At 65.3% G+C, this 22,239-nt stretch carries 15 protein-coding genes; 8 read left to right on the top strand and 7 right to left on the bottom strand.

Annotated features, from left to right (window positions below; translation table 11 throughout):
• Window positions 1–17 precede the first annotated feature (17 nt).
• On the bottom strand, window positions 18–317 hold the full coding sequence (locus KCN53_RS01185; protein WP_088711832.1) for a hypothetical protein: 300 nt from the start codon (window positions 315–317) through the stop codon (window positions 18–20).
• Window positions 318–603: 286 nt separating this feature from the next.
• On the opposite strand from KCN53_RS01185, the gene KCN53_RS01180 reads away from it, so the two are divergent.
• Window positions 604–1,494: a LysR substrate-binding domain-containing protein gene (locus KCN53_RS01180; RefSeq protein ID WP_088711833.1), complete on the top strand. Its 891-nt coding sequence runs from the start codon at window positions 604–606 to the stop codon at window positions 1,492–1,494.
• A gap of 390 nt (window positions 1,495–1,884) precedes the next feature.
• Here KCN53_RS01180 and ppdK read toward each other — a convergent pair whose 3' ends face one another.
• The 3 genes from ppdK to KCN53_RS01165 form a co-directional block, all read right to left on the bottom strand.
• Window positions 1,885–4,548 carry a pyruvate, phosphate dikinase gene (gene ppdK / locus KCN53_RS01175; RefSeq protein WP_088711834.1) on the bottom strand — a complete coding sequence of 888 codons (2,664 nt, stop codon included), beginning with the start codon at window positions 4,546–4,548 and terminating at the stop codon, window positions 1,885–1,887.
• Between the two features lie 203 nt (window positions 4,549–4,751).
• Complete coding sequence (glyS, locus tag KCN53_RS01170; RefSeq protein ID WP_088713359.1) at window positions 4,752–7,064, bottom strand: glycine--tRNA ligase subunit beta; 2,313 nt, start codon at window positions 7,062–7,064, stop codon at window positions 4,752–4,754.
• Window positions 7,061–7,948 carry a glycine--tRNA ligase subunit alpha gene (locus KCN53_RS01165; protein WP_088711835.1) on the bottom strand — a complete coding sequence of 296 codons (888 nt, stop codon included), beginning with the start codon at window positions 7,946–7,948 and terminating at the stop codon, window positions 7,061–7,063. Before KCN53_RS01165 ends, glyS begins: the two co-directional genes overlap by 4 nt.
• A 204-nt stretch (window positions 7,949–8,152) precedes the next feature.
• Here KCN53_RS01165 and KCN53_RS01160 point away from each other — a divergent pair, with 204 nt between their 5' ends.
• Together KCN53_RS01160 and pth are read left to right on the top strand one after the other, a co-directional pair.
• Window positions 8,153–8,842, top strand: coding sequence for a 50S ribosomal protein L25/general stress protein Ctc (locus tag KCN53_RS01160; RefSeq protein ID WP_088713360.1), 690 nt, complete (start codon window positions 8,153–8,155; stop codon window positions 8,840–8,842).
• A 31-nt stretch (window positions 8,843–8,873) separates the two neighbouring features.
• On the top strand, window positions 8,874–9,440 hold the full coding sequence (pth, locus tag KCN53_RS01155; RefSeq protein WP_088711836.1) for an aminoacyl-tRNA hydrolase: 567 nt from the start codon (window positions 8,874–8,876) through the stop codon (window positions 9,438–9,440).
• 66 nt (window positions 9,441–9,506) lie between these two features.
• Here the strand turns inward: pth and KCN53_RS01150 are convergent, their stop codons facing one another.
• The gene (locus tag KCN53_RS01150; protein WP_088711837.1) at window positions 9,507–11,939 is read right to left on the bottom strand and encodes a zinc-dependent metalloprotease; all 2,433 of its coding nucleotides are present in this window, start codon (window positions 11,937–11,939) and stop codon (window positions 9,507–9,509) included.
• Between the two features lie 162 nt (window positions 11,940–12,101).
• Between KCN53_RS01150 and ychF the strand changes: the two genes are divergently transcribed.
• A complete protein-coding gene (gene ychF, locus KCN53_RS01145) occupies window positions 12,102–13,202 on the top strand; it encodes a redox-regulated ATPase YchF (RefSeq protein WP_088711838.1) in 1,101 nt (366 codons plus the stop codon).
• Between the two features lie 57 nt (window positions 13,203–13,259).
• On the opposite strand, the gene KCN53_RS01140 is transcribed toward ychF, so the two are convergent.
• Window positions 13,260–14,852, bottom strand: a complete 1,593-nt coding sequence (locus tag KCN53_RS01140) for a M20/M25/M40 family metallo-hydrolase (RefSeq protein ID WP_088713361.1) — start codon at window positions 14,850–14,852, stop codon at window positions 13,260–13,262.
• 200 nt (window positions 14,853–15,052) lie between these two features.
• Here KCN53_RS01140 and KCN53_RS01135 point away from each other — a divergent pair, with 200 nt between their 5' ends.
• Together KCN53_RS01135 and KCN53_RS01130 are read left to right on the top strand one after the other, a co-directional pair.
• Entirely contained in the window at window positions 15,053–17,311 is a 2,259-nt protein-coding gene (locus KCN53_RS01135) for a hypothetical protein (RefSeq protein WP_088711839.1), read from the top strand.
• 115 nt (window positions 17,312–17,426) lie between these two features.
• Entirely contained in the window at window positions 17,427–17,876 is a 450-nt protein-coding gene (locus tag KCN53_RS01130; protein ID WP_088713362.1) for a MaoC family dehydratase, read from the top strand.
• Window positions 17,877–17,906: 30 nt separating this feature from the next.
• Here KCN53_RS01130 and KCN53_RS01125 read toward each other — a convergent pair whose 3' ends face one another.
• The gene (locus KCN53_RS01125) at window positions 17,907–18,503 is read right to left on the bottom strand and encodes a TetR family transcriptional regulator (protein ID WP_088711840.1); all 597 of its coding nucleotides are present in this window, start codon (window positions 18,501–18,503) and stop codon (window positions 17,907–17,909) included.
• Window positions 18,504–18,545: 42 nt separating this feature from the next.
• Here KCN53_RS01125 and KCN53_RS01120 point away from each other — a divergent pair, with 42 nt between their 5' ends.
• Together KCN53_RS01120 and KCN53_RS01115 are read left to right on the top strand one after the other, a co-directional pair.
• Entirely contained in the window at window positions 18,546–19,427 is an 882-nt protein-coding gene (locus KCN53_RS01120) for a metal-dependent hydrolase (RefSeq protein ID WP_088711841.1), read from the top strand.
• A 298-nt stretch (window positions 19,428–19,725) separates the two neighbouring features.
• Window positions 19,726–22,230: a hypothetical protein gene (locus KCN53_RS01115; RefSeq protein ID WP_088711842.1), complete on the top strand. Its 2,505-nt coding sequence runs from the start codon at window positions 19,726–19,728 to the stop codon at window positions 22,228–22,230.
• The last annotated feature ends 9 nt before the right edge of the window (window positions 22,231–22,239 follow it).

Here is a 22,239-nt window from a genome sequence, read left to right as displayed (position 1 = left end):
AGCGCCGTTCTCAAGCCTTAGCGGGAGGCGAGCTCCTGATACTTCTGCTCGTCGATGGTGTAGGCGACGGTTTCGCCTTCCCAGGTACCCTCGACCAGGCCGTCGCGCGAGACGGTCAGCTTGAAGGTCTCACCGGTGGCGGGGTGCTCACCGCGCAGGTAAAGCGTGCCGACCGCGGATTTGCGCGCCGTGACGTGGTAGCCGGTCGCTTCGTCGGTAAAGCTGAAGCGACGCGTGTCCAGCGGGCCACCGGCGACGGCCGGAACGGTTGCGGAAACGGTCGCTGCCAGCGCAGCTGCATAAATCCAGGTCTTCATCGTGAGACTCCCTTCACTCGTCTTGTGCGTTGCAACATACGCCCGTTCGATTTGAGTGAGAATTGAAACTGACGAGCGCCACCTTGCACATTTTGCAAACTCCCCTCATTGTAGAGAGGTCGCTGGCCGAATTGTGGTTCGGAAGCCGTGCGGGACAGGGGATCGCCGGTACAATGGGCGGGGACGAACATGATAGCGCTTGTTGCAGCGCAGCAATTCTGAGACGATTGCCTTTGAGGGGGAGGCGTGAAGGCGCAGTGCGCGCGAAGGAGAGCTCGCGAGGAGCATGAGACGGTTACCCCCAGCAGGCGCCCTGGAGGCGTTCATCACATCCGCCCGGGGCCGGACCCTGACGGAGGCGGCCAAGGAACTGAACCTGTCGGTCTCGGCCTTGAGCCGGCGCGTGCAGGCGCTCGAGACGCATACCGGCCGGCGCCTGTTCGACCGCCGCCATCACGAGCTGAAGCTGACCGAGGCGGGGCGCCAGCTCCTCGGCCTGATCGAAGAGCCATATGACGCGCTGGTCGGCGCGCTGGAAACGGTGAACGGCGACAGCGACCCCAGTATTGCCATCGGTGTGCCGCCCTCATTTGCGGGCGCCTGGCTGATGCCGCGGCTGCACCGCTTTCGCGAACGCTACCCCGACATCCGCATCAGCTTCGACTCGTCGGGCTCGCCGCGCGCGAAGCTGGGCATCAGCCTGGACGCGGTCATCATGTTCGCGAGCGACGCGGCCGCGCGGCCGGACATGCAGATCCTGAAGCCGCAGGCCGTGTCCGCGGTGGCGGCGCCGGGTCTCGTTCCCCCCGGCGAAGGAGTGGTCGACCGGCTGCAGGACCAGACGCTGCTCGTCCATTCGGGACTGGAGCAGCTGCTCCCGTCCTGGCTGGAGGGGATGAGCCTGGCCGAGCCGCCCGGCCGCCGGCTGGAAACGTACGACAGCGGACCGGTGATGGTCTCGGCGGCGGAAGCGAGCCTGGGGGTCGCGCTGGTGCTGGAAGACATGGTTGCCTTCTATCCCGGCCAGACACCGCGCCTCGAGCGCCCTTTCGGCGAGAAAATCCCCACGCCGTACAGCTATTATATCGCCATTCGCCCGGCCTCGGGCAGCCGCCAGTCGATCGTCAAGTTCCGCGACTGGGTGCTTGAGGAAGCGAGCGCCGACGCGGGGCATTAGGCCGGGCCGCGACGCCGCGCGGACCCGGGCTCGCCAATCTTCTCCAGACAAAAAAAGGGCCGGTGCGAGAAGCACCGGCCCAGAATGTATCCTTGGGGAGGATTGTCCTGCTGGACGACTATTGGATGGCCGATGACCGGCCTTTGTCGCAATTGCGAAAGCCTCTAACGACTTTGCATGTTTTGCAATGTTACCCGTTTTCCCTAGGGGGAGCAGGCAGTTGGCGCGTAGAACCTATGCTTTTCAGCAGGAGTTTGTGCGCGAATTAATTACGCTGCCGATAAGATTCGGGGCTCGGAGGAAGCCGCTAGTCCGGCCGTGGAGCGGTGCCGCGACGCGATTCGGTGCCGCCCCCACCGGGTCGGGGCAACGGCACCGATAACGGCCATGCTATCTCTGGGCGCGAAGCGCGGCCTGCGCCGCCGCAAGCCGGGCGATGGGTACGCGGTAAGGCGAGCAGCTGACATAGGCGAGGCCGGTCTTCTCGCAGAAGGCAATGGAGGCCGGGTCGCCGCCATGTTCGCCGCAAATGCCGAGCTTGATGTCGGGATTGGTGGCGCGGCCGCGCTCGGCGGCGAGCTCGACCAGTTCGCCCACGCCCGCTTCGTCGATGGAGACGAACGGATCGCGCGGTAGCAGCCCCTTGTCGACATATTGACCGAGGAAGCGGCCCGCATCGTCGCGGCTGATGCCGAGAGTGGTCTGCGTCAGGTCGTTGGTGCCGAAGCTGAAAAATTCGGCGTGCGAGGCGATGTCGTTGGCCCGAAGGGCGGCGCGCGGCAGCTCGATCATCGTGCCGACCAGATAGTCGATGCGGCTGCCCATTTCGGCAAACACCTCTTCTGCAGCCTTCTCGATCAGCTTGCGGATGGTCGCCAGTTCGCCGGGGCTCATGACCAGCGGCACCATGATTTCGGGAAGGACCGCCTCGTCCTCCGCCGAGACGGTGAGCGCCGCCTCGAAGATGGCGCGCGCCTGCATCTCGTAGATTTCGGGGTAGGTGATGCCAAGGCGGCAGCCGCGATGGCCGAGCATGGGGTTGAACTCGTGAAGTTCGGCCGCGCGGCGCTTCAGCTTGTCGACGGCCAGGCCCGACGCGCTCGCCACCTCGGCAAAGTCGGCATCGTCCTGCGGCATGAATTCATGCAGCGGCGGGTCGAGCAGGCGGATCGTGACGGGCAGGCCCGCCATGACGCGGAAGATCTGCTCGAAATCGCCGCGCTGTTCGGGGCGCAGCTTCTCGAGGGCGGCGCGGCGGCCCTTTTCGTCCTCGGCGAGGATCATCTCGCGCACGGAGGTGATGCGGCCCGCGTCGAAGAACATGTGCTCGGTGCGGCAGAGGCCGATCCCTTCGGCGCCGAATTCGCGCGCGGTGCGACATTCGGCCGGCGTTTCGGCATTGGTGCGCACCTTCATGCGCCGGTGCGCGTCGGCCCAGCCCATGAGCGTCGCGAAATCGCCGGCGAGCTTGGGCTGAACGGTCGCGACCTCGCCCGCCATCACCTCGCCGGTGCCGCCGTCGATGGTGAGCAGCTCACCCTCTTTGAAGGTTCGGCCTCCGACGGTCATCGTCTTCGCGTCGCGGTCGACCTGCAGCGTGCCAGCGCCAGAAACGCAGGGGCGGCCCATGCCGCGCGCCACCACGGCGGCGTGGCTGGTCATGCCGCCGCGCGCCGTCAGGATGCCGGTGGCCGCGTGCATGCCGTGAATGTCCTCGGGGCTGGTCTCGATCCGGACCAGGAGGACGTCCTCGCCAAGGCTGGCGCGGCGCTCGGCCTCGTCGGCGGTGAAGGCGATGACGCCGGCCGCCGCGCCCGGGGAGGCGGGAAGGCCGGTGGCGATCACGTCGCGCTTGGCGTCGGGGTCGAGCGTGGGGTGAAGAAGCTGGTCGAGCGCCTTCGGGTCGATGCGGCAGACGGCTTCTTCCTCGGAGATGATGCCGTCGGCGGCCATATCGACGGCGATCTTGAGCGCGGCGCTGGCGGTTCGCTTGCCGGTGCGCGTCTGCAGCAGCCAGAGCGTACCTTCCTCGACGGTGAATTCGATGTCCTGCATGTCGCGGTAGTGCGATTCGAGCAGGTCGAAGACCTTGGCGAGCTCGCCATAGACCTCGGGCATCGCCTCCTCCATCGAGGGCTTGTCGGCGCCCGCGGCGTCCTTTCCGGCCTTGGTCAGATATTGCGGCGTGCGGATGCCGGCGACGACATCCTCGCCCTGCGCATTGATCAGGAACTCGCCGTAAGTGGCGTTCTCGCCGGTGGAGGGGTCGCGCGTGAACGCCACGCCGGTCGCCGAGCGGTCGCCCATATTGCCGAAGACCATGGCCTGGACGTTCACGGCGGTGCCCCAGTCATGCGGAATGTCGTTGAGGCGGCGATAGACTTTCGCGCGCTCGGTATTCCAGCTGGCGAAGACGGCGCGAATGCCGCCCCACAGCTGCTGCTGCGGATCCTGCGGGAAGGGGTCGCCCTGCGCCTCGGCAACGATCTCCTGATAGCGGCGCACCAGCGCCTTCAGGTCTTCGGCGGTCAGCTCGGTATCGAGCGCGTACCCCTTGTCCTCCTTGGCGATCTCGAGCGCGTCCTCGAACAGATAATGATCGAGGCCGAGGACGACGTCGGAATACATCTGGATGAAGCGGCGATAGCTGTCCCAGGCGAAGCGTTCGTCGCCCGCGGCGCGGGCCAGCCCCTCGACGGTGGCATCGTTCAGCCCGAGGTTGAGGACGGTGTCCATCATGCCCGGCATCGAGGCGCGCGCGCCCGAGCGCACCGAGACGAGAAGCGGGTTTTCCGGCGCGCCGAAGCGCTTTTCGGTGATCGTTTCGATATGGTCGAGGCCGGCCTCGACTTCGGGCGTCAGATCGTCGGGGAAGGTCTCACCCAGTTCGTAGAAGCGGGTGCACATTTCGGTGGTGATGGTGAAGCCGGGCGGGACGGGCAGACCGATCCCGGCCATTTCGGCAAGATTCGCGCCCTTGCCGCCGAGAAGGTTCTTGTCGCCTGTGCCGCCATCGGCCTTGCCGCCGCCGAACTTGTAGACCCAATTCGCCATCTGGATTCCCTGCCTTCTTGAACTGCGGGCTGTCTTGCGCGCGCTTGTCTAGGTGCCGCGACGCCCTTCGCCAACCGCGGCTGATATTGCGAACAGGGCAATGGGCTTGCGCGTTCCAGATTTCCAGCGGGAACAGTGGCTTAACCTATGTAGCCCTGAAAGATTTACGAGCGGTCGCGGCAGGAAGGGCGCCGGCAGGCGGTCTAGCCCTCGATCCTAGAGAAGTCGGCGACCTGATGAACGGCGTCGCGGATGCGCGCGAGGAGGGCGAGGCGGTGCGCTCGCTTCTCCGCGTCGTCCGCATTCACGGTGACCTGGTCGAAGAACCGGTCGATCGGCGCGCGGAGGTTGGCGAGTGCGGCCATCGCATCCTCGAAGCGCTCGTCGCGGATGGCGTTCTCGGCCATCAGCATGACATCGCCGAGCACCGAGGCGAGATGCGCCTCCGCCGGGTCGGCCTCGTACGGGAAGTCGGTCGTTACCTCGTCCGCCCCCGGCCTGGCGGCATCGGGCAGGTCGCCCTTTTTGGCCTCGGCCTTGAGGATGTTGTTCGCGCGCTTGTAGCCGGCGAGAAGCGCCTCGCCGTCGGGGGTGCCGATGAACGACTGCAGCGCCTTCACCCGCGCGAGCAGCCGGACGATGTCGTCTTGACGCCCATTAGCAAACACCGCGTCTATCAGATCGTGACGGGTGCCTTCGCTTCGTTGCTGAAATTTTAGCCGATCTTGAATGAACGCCAGAAAGACTTCTTCAAATGACAAAAAGTCTGGCCACTCAATCAGGTCATAGTCTGCTCGCGCAATCACGTCTGGCTCAGCGCCTGTGGAAATGTCGCGGAAAGGTCCGGGCATCACGAACCAATTCTCTGCGAACCAATCTTCTGTGTCAGGAAACGTGGAAACTTCGAGGGTGCTCTGCGATTTAGGCACTTCCGGCTTGAACAAGCGATTGTCGCTACTTGCGCTACGAAGAAATGCCTTTGACGCGTCGTGCAGCGCATCGACAAGGTGTAGACGAAGTCTATTTTCTTGAATCGTTTGCATCACACCCATCATCGCGCGCCGAAGGGCGAAGGGGTCGCGAGATCCAGTTGGCTGCTGGCCGATCGCAAAGAACAGAGTGACAGTATCCAGCTTGTCGGCGACCGAGACCGCGACCGTCACGGGTGCAGTGGGCACCTCGTCAGTCTGGCCTACGGGTTTGTAATGGTCGCGGATGGCGGCGGCGACGTCGGGGTCTTCGCCGGCCTTTTGGGCATAATAGCCGCCCATGACCCCCTGCAATTCGGGGAATTCATAGACCATCTGGCTGACGAGGTCGGCCTTCGACAATCGGGCGGCGCGTTCGGCCTTCTCCGGGTCGCAGCCCGGCACGATGCCCTCGGACGCGAGCCACCGCGCGAGCTTCGCGACGCGCTCGACCTTGTCGGCGATGGTGCCGAGCTTTTCGTGGAAGACGATGTCGCCCAGTTTCGCGGCCATCGCGTCGAGGCCGGTCTTCAGGTCCTGTTCCCAGAAGAAGCGCGCATCCGACAGGCGCGCGGCAAGGACCTTCCGGTTGCCCGCGACGATCTGCTCGCCGCCATCGGGCGCCTCGATATTCGCCGTGCAGACGAAGGCGTTGGTGAGCGCGCCCGTCCGGTCCGCAACCGAGAAATATTTCTGGTGCACCTTCATGGCGAGCTGGATCGCCTCGGGCGGGACCTCGAGGAACGCCTCGTCGAAACGGCCGAGCAGCGGCACGGGCCATTCGGTAAGGCCCGCATTTTCCGCCAGCAGTGCGGCGTCCTCGATCAGCGTGAGGCCCGCCTCGGCGCACGCCGCCTTTGCCCGGTCGAGGATGATCGCCCGACGTTCCTCGGCGCGCAGGATGACGCGTGCGGCGCGCAGCTTGTCCTCATAATCGTCGGCCGAGGAGATCTCGATCTCGCCGCCGCCGAAGCCGTCGCCCGACATGAAGCGGTGGCCGACGGTGGTGCGGCCCGCGGCGATGCCGCCGACCTCGAAAGACACGGTCTCGCCGTCCAGAAGTGCGACGATGCCCTGCAGCGGGCGGACCCAGCGCAGCGCGTCGGTCGTGCGAGAGGCCTCGCCCCAGCGCATCGACTTCGGCCAGGGAAAGGCACGGACGATGGCCGGAACGGCCTCGGCAAGGATGTCTGCCGTCTTCCGCCCCGGCGTTTCGATGACGGCGAAGTAGAAGCGGCCCTTCTTCTCCTCGCGTACCTCGAGCTGGTCGCGGGTGAGGCCGGCGCCGCGCAGGAAGCCCTCGATGGCCTTGTCGGGCGCGTCCTCGCGCGGGCCGCGGCGCTCCTCGCTGACCGCCTGCGTTTCCGCAGGCAATCCGCGGGCGATGAGTGCGAGCCGGCGCGGGGTGGCGTGGGTTTCGATCGCGGAAGCCTTGAGACCGGCCGACGCCAGCTGGTCGGCGAACAGCTTTTCAAGGTCGTCGCAGGCCTTTGCCTGCATGCGGGCAGGAATTTCCTCGCAGCGCAGTTCGAGAAGGAAGTCGCTCATGCCGCCCACCCCGGGAAGCCGTCCGTCCACCGGGCCTCGTTCTTGGCGATATATGCCTCGCAGCTGCCCTTCGCGAGGTCGCGGATGCGGCCGATATAGGCCTGGCGCTCGGCAACCGAGATGACCCCGCGCGCATCGAGGAGGTTGAACAGATGGCTGGCGGCGATGGCTTGGTCATAGGCCGGCAGCGGCAGCTGCGCACCGATCAGCTTCGCGCATTCCTCCTGCGCGTTCCTGAATTCGGTGAACAGCTTGTCGGTCGTCGCATGTTCGAAATTATAGGCCGACTGCTGCTGTTCGTTCGCGAGGAACACGTCGCCATAGCTGACGCCGTGATCGTTGAAGGCGAGGTCGTAGACGCTGTCGACGCCCTGGATGTACATGGCGAGGCGTTCCAGCCCGTAGGTGAGCTCGCCCGCGACCGGCTTGCAGTCGAAGCCGCCGACCTGCTGGAAATAGGTGAACTGCGTCACCTCCATGCCGTCGCACCAGACTTCCCAGCCGAGGCCCCAGGCGCCCAGCGTGGGGCTTTCCCAGTCATCCTCGACGAAGCGGATGTCATGGCGCGCCATGTCGATGCCGATGGCGGCAAGGCTGCCGAGATAGAGATCCTGCAGGTCCGGCGGCGAGGGCTTCAGAATGGTCTGGAACTGGTAATAATGCTGCAGCCGGTTCGGGTTCTCGCCGTAGCGGCCGTCGGTGGGGCGGCGCGAGGGCTGCACGTAGGCCGCGCGCCACGCCTCGGGACCCAGCGCGCGAAGCGTGGTCGCGGGGTGGAACGTACCCGCGCCCATTTCCTTGTCGTAGGGCTGCAGGATGACGCAGCCGCGTTCGGACCAGTAGCGCTGCAGCGTAAGGATGATGTCTTGAAAGGATAGGGCCACGGGACGGCGTCTGTTTCCGGCTCTCGCTAAAATGAGCGCCGGGCTTAGACGCGGGCTCCGGCGCATTCAAGCAGCCGCCGGCGCGTGTCCCCGGTGAGCGCAGTTGCGAATCCGCGCGCGTTCGCCTATGTCGCCCGCGACCCCGCACGGCGCACATCCCTGGAGGGCGCCGTTGAGCGGGGCTTTTGCTATTGGAGATACATGATGAGTGACGCGATGACGATCGCGGCGCAGGTGCGCGAAAAGGCAGGCAAGGGAGCCTCCCGCGCGATGCGCCGTGAGGGCCGGGTGCCCGCGGTAATCTACGGCGACAAGAAGGACCCGATTTCGGTCCATGTCGAGGAAAAGGTCCTGATGAAGCTGCTGCAGACGGGGCATTTCCTGTCTTCGGTCGTGATGGTCGAGGTCGAAGGCGGTGACGAGCACCGCACGCTGCCGAAGGACGTGCAGCTTCACCCCGTCACCGACCGTCCGGTACATGTGGACTTCCTGCGCCTGAAGAAGGGCCAGGAAATCGCCGTCAACGTGCCGCTGCAGATCATCGACGAAGAGTCGTCGCCCGGCCTCGAGCGCGGCGGCGTCCTCAACGTCGTGCGTCACGAGCTGGAAGTGCACTGCCGCCCGTCGCTCATTCCGGAGTCGATCACGGTGTCGGTCGACGGCCTGCAGGTCGGCGATTCGGTTCACATCAGCGAAGTCACGCTGCCCGAAGGCGTCCGCGTCGACTGGGGCGATCACGACTTCACGGTGCTGACCATCGTGGCGCCGTCGGCCATGAAGTCCGAGGAAGACGAAGCCGAGGACGACGAGGAAGAGGTTGCCGCCGACGAGGTGCCGACCACCGAACAGGATGCCGACATCGACGCGTCCGACATGGACGGCAAGGACGACTGATCCTGTTGCCGGGGCCTAGCGGAGGGACGCCGTGCTGATCTTCGCTGGCCTCGGCAATCCGGGCGACAAATATCGCCTGAACCGGCACAATATCGGCTTCATGGCCGCCGACGTGATGCACGATGTGCACCGCTTCTCTCCCTGGACGCGCAAGTTCCAGGCGCAGGTGGCGGACGGCCGTATCGGCGGCCAGAAGGTGCTGCTGATGAAGCCGCAGACCTTCTACAACGAAAGCGGCCAGGCCATCGGCGAAGCCATGCGCTTCTACAAGCTGGGCCCCGAAGACGTCACCGTCTTCTACGACGAGCTCGACCTCGATCCGTTCAAGGTGAAGGTGAAGCGCGGCGGGGGCACCGCCGGCAATAACGGCATGCGCTCGACCGTTCGTCATATCGGCGAGAATTTCCGGCGCGTGCGCCTCGGCATCGGCCATCCCGGGCACAAGGACCGGGTGACCGGCCATGTCCTCGGCAACTTTGCCAAGGCCGAAGAGGACGACCTCGCCGACCTGCTCGCGGCGGTCGCCGCCGAAGCGCACTGGCTGGCCGAAGGCAACGATCCCCGCTTCCTCAGCGACGTCGCGCTGCGCCTGCAGTGATCCTCGGCATCTTCCCGGCATAATGCCGGGCAAGGCGGCCGCCCTTGGGGTGCCAGCCCCCGAGGCTTAGTTCAGCGAGCCGATCGGCATGCCGGGCGGAATGTCCGGGATGAGCTTCCGCTTTGCAATCGCCTCCCTCAGCGCGTCGGGATCGCGAAGAAGCTCGGCGAGGCCGCGCTGCCAGCTCGCCTGGGCGCTGTCGCCGCGCGTCTCGAGACGGTCGGCCAGCTGTTCGAGGCGGTCGGTGAGGGCAAAGGAAAGTGCAGGCCCGAGCTTGTCGTTCGCCGCCGTGCGCGCGACCGACAGCGCCGCGACGGTCGCGATGCGCCGCTGCACGGCGGCCTGACGCGCGTCGGCCCCGTCGAAGTCGAAGCCGGTGTCGATCACGGCGTCGACGACGTCGAGCGGTCCGGGAACGTCCGCATCGGCGGCATGCTGCGACTCCAGCCGCGCCAGGCGCTCGGGCGCCAGCAGCACGTCGAGCGGAACCGCAGCCGCGACCTCGGCAGCCTGAAGCGGATCGAACACCGCCGCGCCCAGCGTGGGCATGATTTCGATGGCGGTCTGGCGGTCGTAATCGCCGCTATAGCCTGCCGACAGATAGGGCAGGACGGCGTCCGGGACCGTGAGCGCGTCCGCATCGAGCGCGGCAAGCAGGGCCTGCATGGCATCGCGCTGAGCCACGCCGGGAACGGCGCTGGCGGCCCCGGTGCCGTCGCCGCGCAGGGCATAGCGATAGTCGACCCCGCCGAGCAGCTTGCCGGCGGCCTCCACCTGGTAGCGGTGGAGGAGCCAGATCGGCACGAAGGCGCGCTTCAGCTGCGAGAGGGGCTGTCCGGCGCCGAGGGCCTGCGGGCCAAACTGGGCCACCGCGGCCTCTCGCACGTCGAGCATGCGGCGAAGCTCGGCGACCGGATCGTCGAAATCGTCCCACAGGCTGCCTGCCGGATGCGCCGCGCCGAGGCCGCGCGCGTCGGCATCGGAGACAAAGCGCAGCCCCTCCGCAAGACCGGCCTGCATGACTTCGGCGGCTTCGGCCTCATTGTCGGCGCCGTAGAGCCAGTCGACGGCGAACTCGTCCCAGCGGCCGATACCGACACCATATGCATCGGTGATGTCGGGGCGGCCGTCGACCAGCGCGATGCGCGGGGCGGGATAGTCCATGACGGAGTAGCGGCCCTGGCCGCTGCCGGCGAAATTGTGCGCAAAGCCGAGCGCATGGCCGACCTCGTGCGCGCCGAGCTGGCGGATGCGGGCAAGCGCTGCGGTGACGGGATCGTTGGGGTCGCCCGTGCCGGTGAGATTGGCGCCGACCAGCGCCTCGAAGATCATGAGATCCTGACGCACCCGCAGCGAGCCGAGCAGTACGGTGCCGGTCACGATCTCGCCCGTACGGGGGTCGGTGACCGTCTGGCCGTAGGACCAGCCGCGCGTGGCCCGGTTGACCCAGTTGACGACATTGTAGCGGGCATCGAGAGGATCGGCGTCCTCCGGCAGATACTCGACCCGGAAGGCGTCGATCAGGCCGGCGGCGGCGAAGGCGTCGCTCCACCAGCTCACGCCCTCGTAAAGCGCGGTGCGGACAGGTTCGGGCGCCGATGGATCGATATGGAAGACGATCGGATCCCTCACCGGGGAGCTGGCCGCGGCGGGGTCGGTCTTTTCGAGCCGGAAGCGGTTGGCGAGTTCGTAGACCAGCGGCTGGCCGAGCGGAGCACCGAAATCGACCACCTGCGTCCCGAACGAACCGGCGCGTGGATCGAACCTGCGCGGCTGGTAGCCCGGCTCCGGCAGCGGCAGGAAGGAATGGCGCACGGCGATGGTGAGATTCCCCGAGACCGGGGTGATGTTCGAAACCTCGCGCCCGGGCTCGCTGCTGGTGAAGGTCAGGCGGCCGCGAAGTTCGACATTCTCCGGGAAGACCTTCACGAAATTCGTGTCCGCGACCGAGAGCTTGTCTTCGAGCTTGAACCCGCCTTCGCCTTTCAGCGCCGCCGCCAGGCCGAGATCGTCGCGCACGAGGAAGGACGAGATGTCCACGAGAACCCCGCCGGAGGCGGTGCGTGCCGCGACGTCGCCCGTCCAGATGGTCGAGACCGCGAAGCTGTTCTCCACCGACTGCCGTTCCAGGTCGGGCGCGCCGGCGGCGCGAAAGCGCAGATTCTCGACCTCGGCGATGACCTTGGAGCCGATGCGGCGAAAGGCGAGGACGCGGCCGCCGGAACTGCGCGCGCGGTCTATGCCGACAGGGGCCGATCCCAGGCCGGTTTCGACGGCGGACACATGCAGAAAGCGGCCGAGCAGGCCATCTTCGCCCGGGGCAGGCAGCTCCAGCAGGACCCGGCCGCTGTCGGCATCGACATGCACGGGCAAGAGACCGCCCTGCCGCTCGGTACCGGCGAGCACCTCGGCAGCCGGTTTCAGCTCCGCATGCGCCGGTGCGGCGACGCCCGCGGTCAGTGCGGCGAACGCCGCCGCCCCAAGCAGAATGCCTCGCATCTCAATCCCCCATTACCCATATGACCGACTTCGATTAGGAAGGCGTCCGCGCCCTGTCGAGGGCATGGCTGGCCTTCCGTGCGCGGATTTCCTATTCGCGCGTCAATCCGGGACGAGCGGGCGCTCGGGCAGCGCCCCGCAGAGTATTTTCAAGGAACGATCATGGGTTTCAAATGCGGCATTGTCGGCCTGCCGAACGTGGGCAAGTCGACGCTGTTCAACGCGCTGACCGAAACGGCGGCGGCGCAGGCAGCGAACTTCCCCTTCTGCACCATCGAGCCGAATGTGGGGAACGTCGCCGTTCCCGATCCGCGGCTCGACAAGATCGCCGCGATCTCGAAGTCGGCGAAGACGGTCCCGACGCAGCTCGCCTTCGTCGATATTGCCGGCCTCGTCGCAGGCGCCTCGAAGGGTGAGGGGCTGGGCAACCAGTTCCTCGGCAACATCCGCGAAGTGGACGCCATCGTCCATGTGCTGCGCTGTTTCGAGGATGACGACATCACCCATGTCGCCGGACGGGTCGATCCCGTCGCCGATGCCGAGGTCGTCGAGACCGAGCTGATGCTGTCGGACGTCGAATCGCTTGAGCGCCGCGTGCCCACCGCCGAGAAAAAGGCCGCGCAGGGCGACAAGGAGGCGAAGATCACCGCGTCCGTACTCGGCCAGGCGCTGACACTGCTGCGCGACGGCAAGCCGGCGCGGCTGACGCAGCCGAAAGACGCCGAGGAAGCCCGCGTCCTGAAGCAGGCGCAGCTGCTGACCGCGAAGCCCGTGCTTTACGTCTGCAATGTCGCCGAGGAAGACGCCGCCACCGGCAACGCCTATTCAAAGGCGGTCGAGGAGAAGGCGAGCGCCGAAGATGCCGAAACGGTCGTGATCTCTGCCGCCATCGAGGCCGAGATCGCCCAGATGGACCCGGCCGACCGTCCGGACTTCCTGGCCGAACTGGGGCTGGAGGAGACCGGCCTCGCGCGGATCATTCGCGCGGGTTATTCGCTTCTGGACCTCATCACCTTCTTTACCGCCGGGCCGAAGGAAGCGCGCGCCTGGACGACGCACAAGGGGGCGAGCGCACCCAACGCCGCGGGCGAAATCCATACCGACTTCGAGAAGGGATTCATCCGCGCCGAAACCATCGCCTATGACGATTTCGTCGAGCTGGGGGGCGAACAGGCGGCGAAGGACGCCGGCAGGCTGCGGCTGGAAGGCAAGGACTATGTCGTCAGGGACGGCGACGTGATGCACTTCCGCTTCAACGTCTAGCGGACTGTTGGGCAGCGCCGCCCGCGCAGGGTGGCGCTGCCGATCGTGCGACGCTCCTCAATCCTCGTCGGGGTCGTCATAGGCGAAGGGGTCGGTGCGGTTCGGCTCGGCCGGGAAGGGGACGCGCGGCAGTTCCTCGTCCGACATGGCCGCCTGGTAGAGCATGCCCGCGAGGACAACCGACATCTGGCGCATGTCCTCGGGCCGCATATGGTCGAGCGTGTCGGCGCTGGTGTGGTGCAGGCGTGAGCCGTAGTCGAGCGGGTCCTGCACGAACTGGAAGGCGGGCGCCCCCACGGCCTGCATGTAGACATGATCGGTGCCGCTGGTGTCCGACGTGACGACCTGCTCCGCCCCCAGCGGTGCGAAGGGCGACAGCCAGCTTTTCAGAAGGCGGGCGGCGGCGAGATTGCCCTCCGCGTAGATGCCGCGCAGGCGACCCGAGCCGTTGTCGATGTTGAAATAGGCCTTGAGGTCGTCATGGCCCGGCTTCTTCTCGAGCGGCCAGCGATAGCGCCAGCCATAGCGGTCCTCGATCAGGTCACCGGGTACGGCCGCGCGGTCCGCCAGATGCGCGCGGACGTAGGCCAGCGAACCATGCAGACCCTGTTCCTCGCCCGACCAGAGCGCGAAGCGGATGGTGCGCTTCGGCCTCACGCCGAGCTGGGACAGGATGCGCGCCGCCTCCATGATGGCGACCGAGCCCGCGCCGTTGTCGACGGCGCCGTCGCCGGCGACCCAGCTGTCGAAATGCGCCCCGGCCATGACATAGCCGGCCGAGCGGTCGGTGCCGGGAATCTCCGCGAAGAGGTTCTCCGCCTCCAGATCCTCGTCGTGGAAGCGGGCGTCGGAGTAGACCTCTATCGTGGGCGGCGTTCCCGTCTTCGCCAGCCGGGCCAGGCGGCGATAGTCCTCGGCGGCAAGCTCGAAGGCGGGTAGCGACGGCTGCAGGTCGGGCCAGTGGGTATAGCCGCTGCCGTGAACCAGCTTCCCGTCGCGGTAGGATTTCTTGACCCAGGCGAGCGCCCCTTCGGCGGCGAGAAACTCGTCGAGCAGCATGGGATTGCGCACTCGCTCCAGGCGGCGATTGGCCTCGTCCGGGTCGTAGGTCTCCTCCTCGAAGCGGTCGCGCTCGGCGATGTCCTTCGACTCGAGCCGGCGGAAGGCGGGCCGGGTCGGCTCGTCACCCGTGCCCGGCAGGCTGACGAGGACAATCTTTCCGGAAAGCTTGCCGCGCCATTCGTCGAAATGCTCGGGCTTCGACATCGGCGCGACGACGATCTCGGCGCGAATGGGCTCGGCGGTTCCCGGGGTCCAGGCGACGGGGATCATGGTCATGTCGACATGGCGGGGCTCGATCATCTGCGCATAGGCATTGTCGAAGCTCCAGCCCGGGCCGAACAGAAACGGTTCGGTGTGGATGTTCGTCAGCCCCCAGCCCGCGAACTTGTCGGCGGCCCATCCCTGGGCGCGGTGAAGGGCGGGCGAATTGGTCAGCCGGCCGCCAATCCCGTCCATCAGTTCATGCGCGAGCAACATCACCTCGGACTGGCTGGTGCCCTCGGCCACGATCTCGTCGATCCGGCCGTCTAGCTCATCGGCAGACACCGGTGTGGACACGGAGGCGCCGCCAAGAAGTGCGGCTGCCATGGCGATGCGAAGACATGTGCGGTGCAAGAAATACCCCCTTCTGTTCGAGCGTGCGCACGCTGCCCGACGCCAGATGGGTTGGGAAGCCCGGTATTTGCCCCCCTGCGCGCGCGTGCCCGCCGCGGGTTCATTTACAATTCAGGTTTCAAACGTCATGGCGCGAGCGGGGGTGAACGCTGTTCGGAAACCGGAGGCGTTCCATGGTTGAAGTTACCGACGTTCGGGCAATTTACGGCGGGTCGCTGGACGATACGCCCGGTCCCACGATCATCACCTATTCCTTCGACGACCAGGCGTCCTTCGACGCCGGCAATACGCCTTTTCAGGGGCCGGACGAGTTCCTGGAAACATTTCAGGAAGTGTCCGCCGCCGGCAAGGCGCTGGCCCGCGAGGCCTTTCGTCAGTGGGGCGAGGCGAGCGGGCTGGTGTTTCTGGAGGTTCCGGCCGGCATGGGCGACGTCCGCTTTGGCGTCTTCGACCTGTCGCTGTCAGACCGACTGCCCGATTCGGGTGCCTTCGCGGCCGGGCAGACCATCTACATCCGCGAGGGGCTGGACGACTGGCCGCATCTCTACCTGCATGAGATCGGTCATGCCGTCGGCCTGAAGCACTCGTTCGAGGGCGACTATGTCCTGCCGGAGGAGCTCGACAACTGGGAAGTGACCCAGATGAGCTACAATGCGGGCGACACCGACGGCACCACGCTGGGAACCCTGGACCTTGAGGCCATCGCGCTCATCTACGGCACCGACGCGGAAGACGGCGCGCATCTTGCGGACTGGGACTGGGATGCCGCCACCAGCACGCTGACGCAGGTCGGGTTCGACGGAGGACAGATCCTGACGGGGGTCGATGCCAACAATATCATCGTCGGCGGTGACGGCAGCGACAATATCCGTATCGAGCAGACCATCGGAAATGCCGAGGTCGAGGCAGGCGCCGGCGACGACTATGTGATCCTGGCCAATGAGGGAACGAGCAGCGTCGCCCTGGGCGCGGGCAACGACGTGCTGGTCGTCGGTGCGGGCGAACGGACCGTCGTCGATGCAGGAAGCGGTGACGACGAAGTCAGCGTCCTCGTCAGCCTCGACCGACAGGACGGCGATGTCCTCACCCTGGAGGGCGGGGAGGGCACCGATTCGCTCATCATCTTCCTCGGCGGAAACGACGGCAGCGCCGCCTTCATCTTCTCGCTGGCCGGCGGCGCGGGTTCGGGCCTGTCCATTTCCGGATTCGAGAGTGTCACCCTCGACGGCACCGGCAATGCCGACCGACTGACGGCCGGCGCGAGCGGGGCGACCCTGAACGGCTATGCCGGAAATGACCGGCTGACCGGCGGGGCCGGCGATGACGTCCTGAGCGGCGGGTTCGGCGACGACCTGCTGACCACGGGCGGGGGCGCGGACCTTGTCGAACTGGGGACGCCCGACGGGCTGGAGTTCGGGACGGACCGGGTCGCCGACTTCGACGCGCTTCTCGACAGGTTCGACCTGGGCGGCCGGCAGTTTTCCGGCGTGACCCAAGCAAATGGCAACAGCCTGCTGACGGTGGCGGGCGTGACGGGAACGATGATCGTCGAGGGGCTGACCGGCCTCGACCTCGCCGCCTGGAACGAGCTGGTTATCGGCGCGGTGGACCCGCGCGAAGGCCCCGACCCCTCCTATGTGCTGAGCATCCGGGACGGCTTTTCGGGCACGGTCGGCGGCAATGGTACCGTATTCGGGACCAATGTCGGTGCCGAGGACATCCGCATCGCGGACATGCCGGGCATCGTCCGGCTGGACCCGTCCTTCAACCAGGGCGGCGACGTCGTCCGGCTGGGCGGGAACGCGGCGGAATATGTGGCGGTGCGCGACGGATCCTCGGTCATCCTGGAACATGGCGAAACGTCGGTGCGCATCCCGGTAGGACCGGAAGGTCTCGGCCTGGTCTTCGCCGACGGAATGCGGACGCTCGTCTATGACGCCGACGACCAGGCGGTGCGCATCGGCGACCAGGAAATCGGCGAGTTCGGCGCCCCGGTCTTCGCGCAAAGCGAGGGGGCGGGGCCTGCGATCGCCGATGGCGGAGTCAACGGCCAGGCCGCGATGACCTCGGGCGGCGTTGCGTATCTGGGCGGCGACCTGACGGTCGTCGGGACTCGCGCCGGAGCGGAGACGTTATTCGTCGAGGAGGGCGCCCAGCTGACCTTCGACGCGACCTTCAACGAGGGCGGGGACAGGATTTCGCTGACCGGCGAGTTCGCGGAATATCAGGCGCTGCGGAGCGGCAGTTCGCTGATCCTGACAGCCGGTGACGGCACGCGCCTCTCGATCCCGGTCGGCGTTGCGGGCCTGGAGCTGCAGTTCGAGGACGGCAGCCAGACGCTCTATTTCGACCAGTCGCTGGGCCTCGTCTTCATCGGTAACTATCTGGTGGAGGAAGCGGACGTCGCAGCCGTCTCACCGCTCGTCGTCTAGCCGGGGGTACCTTCTCCGCCGGAAGGAGAGAGGTGCCGCTGGCGCCGCCGGGCGGGCGGTTGTAGGCCCGCCCCAGAGCGCAGAGCATGAAGGGCGAGTTATGGCGGATGCGGAGCTGAAATATCTGGAGGATATGGTCGTCGGAACGAAGGCCTCCTTTGGCAGCTATGAAGTGACGCGAGAGGAAGTCATAGACTTTGCGTCGAAATACGATCCGCAGCCCTTCCACCTCGACGACGAAGCTGCCGCGCAGACGCATTTCGGACGGATCAGCGCCAGCGGCTGGCACACCTGCGCCATGACGATGCGCATGATGGTCGAAAATCTTAAGGACCAGAAGCATGCCGGCTTGGGTTCGCCGGGAGTCGACGGGATTCGCTGGCTGAAGCCCGTCTATCCTGGCGACACGTTGCGGGTCGAAACGGTGCTGCAGGACATCCGCCCGTCCCGGTCGCGGCCGGAAATGGGGTCCATCCATTCCGACGTGACCGTCTTCAACCAGAAGGACGAGCCGGTCATGACGTGGAAGTCGGTCGGCCTGATGCGCACCCGCCCGAAGGGCTGAGGCGGACACGGCCCCTGGCGGGCGAGAAGCCTATTCCTCTTCCTCCGCGCCGTCGACAAACACCGCCTCCACCATACGCTCGGCGAGGTCGCGGCCGCGCAGCCGGGGCCGCCCCAGAGACGGGGCGAGCGCATGCCCGATCATCGCGTCGCCGAGCGCCATGAGAACGAGTTGGAGAACGGTGTCCTCGACGACGCCGGGCTCCAGCTCCGCACGCTCCTCCACGCCTTCGACCAGCGCACGGATGGCCTCGACGACAGGCTCGAAGGCGGCTTCGTTCCCCGTCATCATGATCCAGGAGGCGAGCGCACCGCCGCCGCCCTCGCGTCCGAACGCATCGAAGGTCAGGTCGACGATGTCCCGCGCGGAGGCGAGGCCCGCGCGCCGCTCCTGCATCGCCTTGCCGATCCGCGCGCAGGCCCGCTCCGCCAGATACTCCGCCAATGCGGTCTGAAGACCTGCCGCCGAGCCGAAATGATGAAGGAGGTTCTGATGTGTGCGGCCAACCCGTCCCGCCACGGCCTTCAACGTGACGGCGGTCGGCCCGCTTTCAAGCAGCAGCTCGCGGGCGGCGGCAAGTGCGGCTGCACGGCTCTCTTCCGGGGTAAGGCGCGCTCTTATTGACATTAGTGTAAGCAAGCCTATCTTTGCGCTGTGGAGGTACGGATCATGACGAATCGGCTAGGTACGAAGACGGCGGACCGCAAGGCGAAGACGCCCGAGGACCTGACCATTACGGTGCGCAACCAGCGCTTCGGGCGCGGTATCGAGCAGCGCCGCTGGTGGCTGAGCGGCGATCCGGTCGCGACGGCGTGGCACAATGCCCTGTCGGCGACATTCCCGCGCGGCGAAGCGTTTTTCATCGAGGCGGTAAAGGCGCACCGCGACGGCGCGCCGCCGAAGCTCGAGGCCGAGATCCGCGCGTTCGTGAAGCAGGAAATCAATCACACGCGCGAGCATATCGCCTTCAACAGGATGGCGGAGGATGCCGGTTACGACATGGCGCGCATCGACAAGCGGGTCGAGGAGCTGCTGGCACTGACGAAGGACCGGCCGGCGATCCTGAATCTCGCCGCGACCATGGCGCTGGAACATTATACCGCCATGATGGCGCATGAATTCCTGACCAATCCGCAGCATTTCGAAGGCGCCGACGCCGAGGCGGCCAACATGTGGCGCTGGCATGCGATCGAGGAAATCGAGCATAAGGGCGTGGCCTACGATACCTGGCTGCACGCGACGAAGGACTGGAGCCGGTGGAAGCGCTGGAAGGTGAAGTCGCTGATGATGCTGATTGTCACGGCCCGCTTCCTGAAGCACCGCGTCGAGGATACGCTCAACCTGCTCGCCCAGGACGGTCTGAGCGGTCCGAAAGTCAAGGCGCGGCTATTTGCCTATCTGCTGTGGAAGCCGGGCGTCCTGCGGCGTATCTTTCCGGCCTGGGTCAGCTATTTCCTGCCCGGATTCCACCCCTGGCGCCATGACGACCGCGCTCTCATCGCGAAAAGCGAAAGCGACTTTCCCGACGCGGTCTTGCCCGCCGCCGCCTGAGGACGGCGAGAACTTCTTCTATTCGGCATTACTCTCTGATCTTGCGACGCCGGTTCGCGAAGTTAATCTGGAATCGACGACGCAAAATAGCCCTTCCAAGCTTACCTGAATCAGTAGCGCTCTCGCACGACTGATGGCAGACTCACCATTCGGAGAGGATGGGGAAATCATGCCTGTTGTTAGTGATATGCGAGCTATTCTTGCTGGGTTTCACCTGAACAGTCTCGGAAGTTATTTTTCCGGGACTATATCCGGAACTCCGACATTCGCAACATACTCCTTCGAAACTGCCGATTCGATGGTTAGGGACCAATATCCGGACGACCCCGTTTTGTTCGATACGTTCCAAGAGCTGACTATCGAAGAAAAGGGCATCTTTCGCGATGCCTTCAGACAGTTCGACGAAGCAAGTGGGATTACTCTGATCGAAGTGCCCGCCGGTCTTGGCGATGTAAAGGTTGGTACATTCGATTTCTCGGCGGCCGGATACGATCTGGCAGAGTATTACGGATATTATTTGTGGGACATGATCTCGATCGGGCAGCGTTTTCCGCTGACCGAGCAAACCGCGCTTCACGAGATCGGGCATTTCGTTGGATTGGAGCATTCTTTCGAAGGCGAATACACCCTGCCTCTCTGGCAAGACACGTCCGATCACACCGTGATGAGTTATGCGGAGGGCTTTGGCCAGGCGGAAGGCCTTCGATCGCTAGACCTTCAGGCACTCCAATTTCTTTACGGATCGGACGAGACCGACGGCGAACAGGTGGCGAAATGGTCCTGGGACGAGGCAAGCCTGACTCTTGAACAGGTGGGCTTTTCGGATCGGGAAAACGTCATTCGCGGCGTCGGCGGAAACAACCTCATCAGCGCCGGGCCGGAGGCCGACTGGGTCAACATACTTCAGGGGGTGGGTACCAACTTCATAGATCTAGGGGCAGGTGACGACGAAGCCGTGATCGTGGGCTTTGGAGGCGAGCACACGGTCAACGGCGGCGACGGCGATGATCTTGTGATCGTGCCAATGGAGGGCCGTTTTCATTTGGATGGTGGCGCCGGCGAAGACACCGTGCTCATTTCCAATGCCGGGCTCTTTTCTTCGCACTTTTCCCTCGCTGGTGCGCTCGCCGGTGGGAATGACTTCACAGGCTTCGAACTTATCGGATTGTGGGGTGGCGGTGGCGACGACGTTCTCGAACTCTCGAGTGAGGACGGCACAATCTGGGGCGAAGCCGGCGCCGACATTCTGAAGGGCGGACATGGTGACGACGAACTGTTCGGGCAAACTGGTGACGATGTTCTGCGGGGAGGCTCGGCCGCGGACTTGCTGGACGGCGGCGATGGAAACGACCGGCTGAATGGCGGACGGGGCGACGATGTTCTCGTCGGAGGAGGTGGAGCGGACATCTTCGAGTTCTGGGATACCGGCTGGCTTCACGAATTTGGCAGCGACGTGATCGAGGACTTCGACAGCCGGGAAGACGGGTTCTATCTGGTAAACGGCGAATTCGATTCAGTTGAAGACACCCCCGACGGAGCCCTTCTGCAGCATGGCTGGTCAAGCATATTGGTTCGCGACGTCACGGGCCTGTCACTGGAACAATGGAATTCGTTGATACTGCCATTCGACGATCCGGACGACCTGATGACGTCCAGCCTGGATGTCGGAGACAAGATTTACTCTTCCAACGCTATGGTTCGATTTTCCTCTACCTTTGGGCCGATCTCTTTGGGGACGGGAACCATCGAACTGAGAACCGCTACCGGCGACGTCCTCGGCAGTTGGGATGTTGCCGACTATGCCGGGAGCTCTCCGCCCGACCGAACGCTAAGGTTCTCCGACCAGGGTTTTGAATTCAAACCCGAAGGACTGGAGATGGGCGGGTATTACGAGCTTTTCCTGCCGGAAGGCGTGCTCCTGCTGGATGGCGAGCCTGTCAGATTTGATCCCGATGGGAGCGACTTCGTTGCCTCGTTCCAAACGCAGTCGGCACCCGAAGACCATGGTGCGTCGTCATTCTTGCTGGTGGCGCCCGACGGCTGGCGGGGCGAGGTCGGCGGAACCGGCACAATCTTCGGAACGGGCGCGCAAGAAGCCGTTACGATCCTCTCAGGGAGCGACATCAGCTTGGACTCCTCGTTCAACCGGGGCGGTGACGAGATTTTCTTCGAACGGGACGCTGCCGAGTTCAGCGTCCGTCGCTCTGGCTCGACGGTGATTTTCAGTGCCGAAGGCTTCGAGGTGATCGTACCGGTAGGGCTGGAGAACACCTTCGTCAGCTTCGACGGCAGCGGCACCTACACGCTGTCCTACGACCCGCTACATGGGGAAATCCTGTTGGGCGGTCAGGTGGTTACCCAAGCAGGCAGCGCCCTCGGCAACGGCGACCTGGAGGAAGAGCTGGTGGCGGCTTCGCACAGCGGTACGGCACGCCTCAACCTGTCGGACGGTGCCATCGTGCACGTTCGGGGGCAGTACGATATATTCGGGACTGGTGGAGAGCAGGTGGTCGAAGTCAGCGGCAGCTACCAGATCAATCTCGACCCATCTTTCAACCGCGGTGGCGATGTGCTGCTGCTGAACGAAGAATTTACAAGCATCGGATTTCGCCGCGACGGCAGCACGGTTACGTTCGAGCACTCTTCCGGGCAGCAGGTCCGCGCACCGGTGGGCACTGCAGGGCTGGACGTCGTGTTTCTCGGAGACCAAGCGGTGCTCCGCTACGATACCGAGCTTGGCGACTTCTATTTCGGCGACAGGATTTTCGATACGCTGCCAGCCAACGGCGACGTTGTCGGCTGACTGTCGGAC

Source organism: Pacificimonas aurantium (assembly GCF_020092905.1).
GTDB classification, from domain to species: domain Bacteria; phylum Pseudomonadota; class Alphaproteobacteria; order Sphingomonadales; family Sphingomonadaceae; genus Pacificimonas; species Pacificimonas aurantium.
Note: the sequence above shows the minus strand (reverse complement) of the source record. Positions and strands in the feature narration are given on the sequence as shown.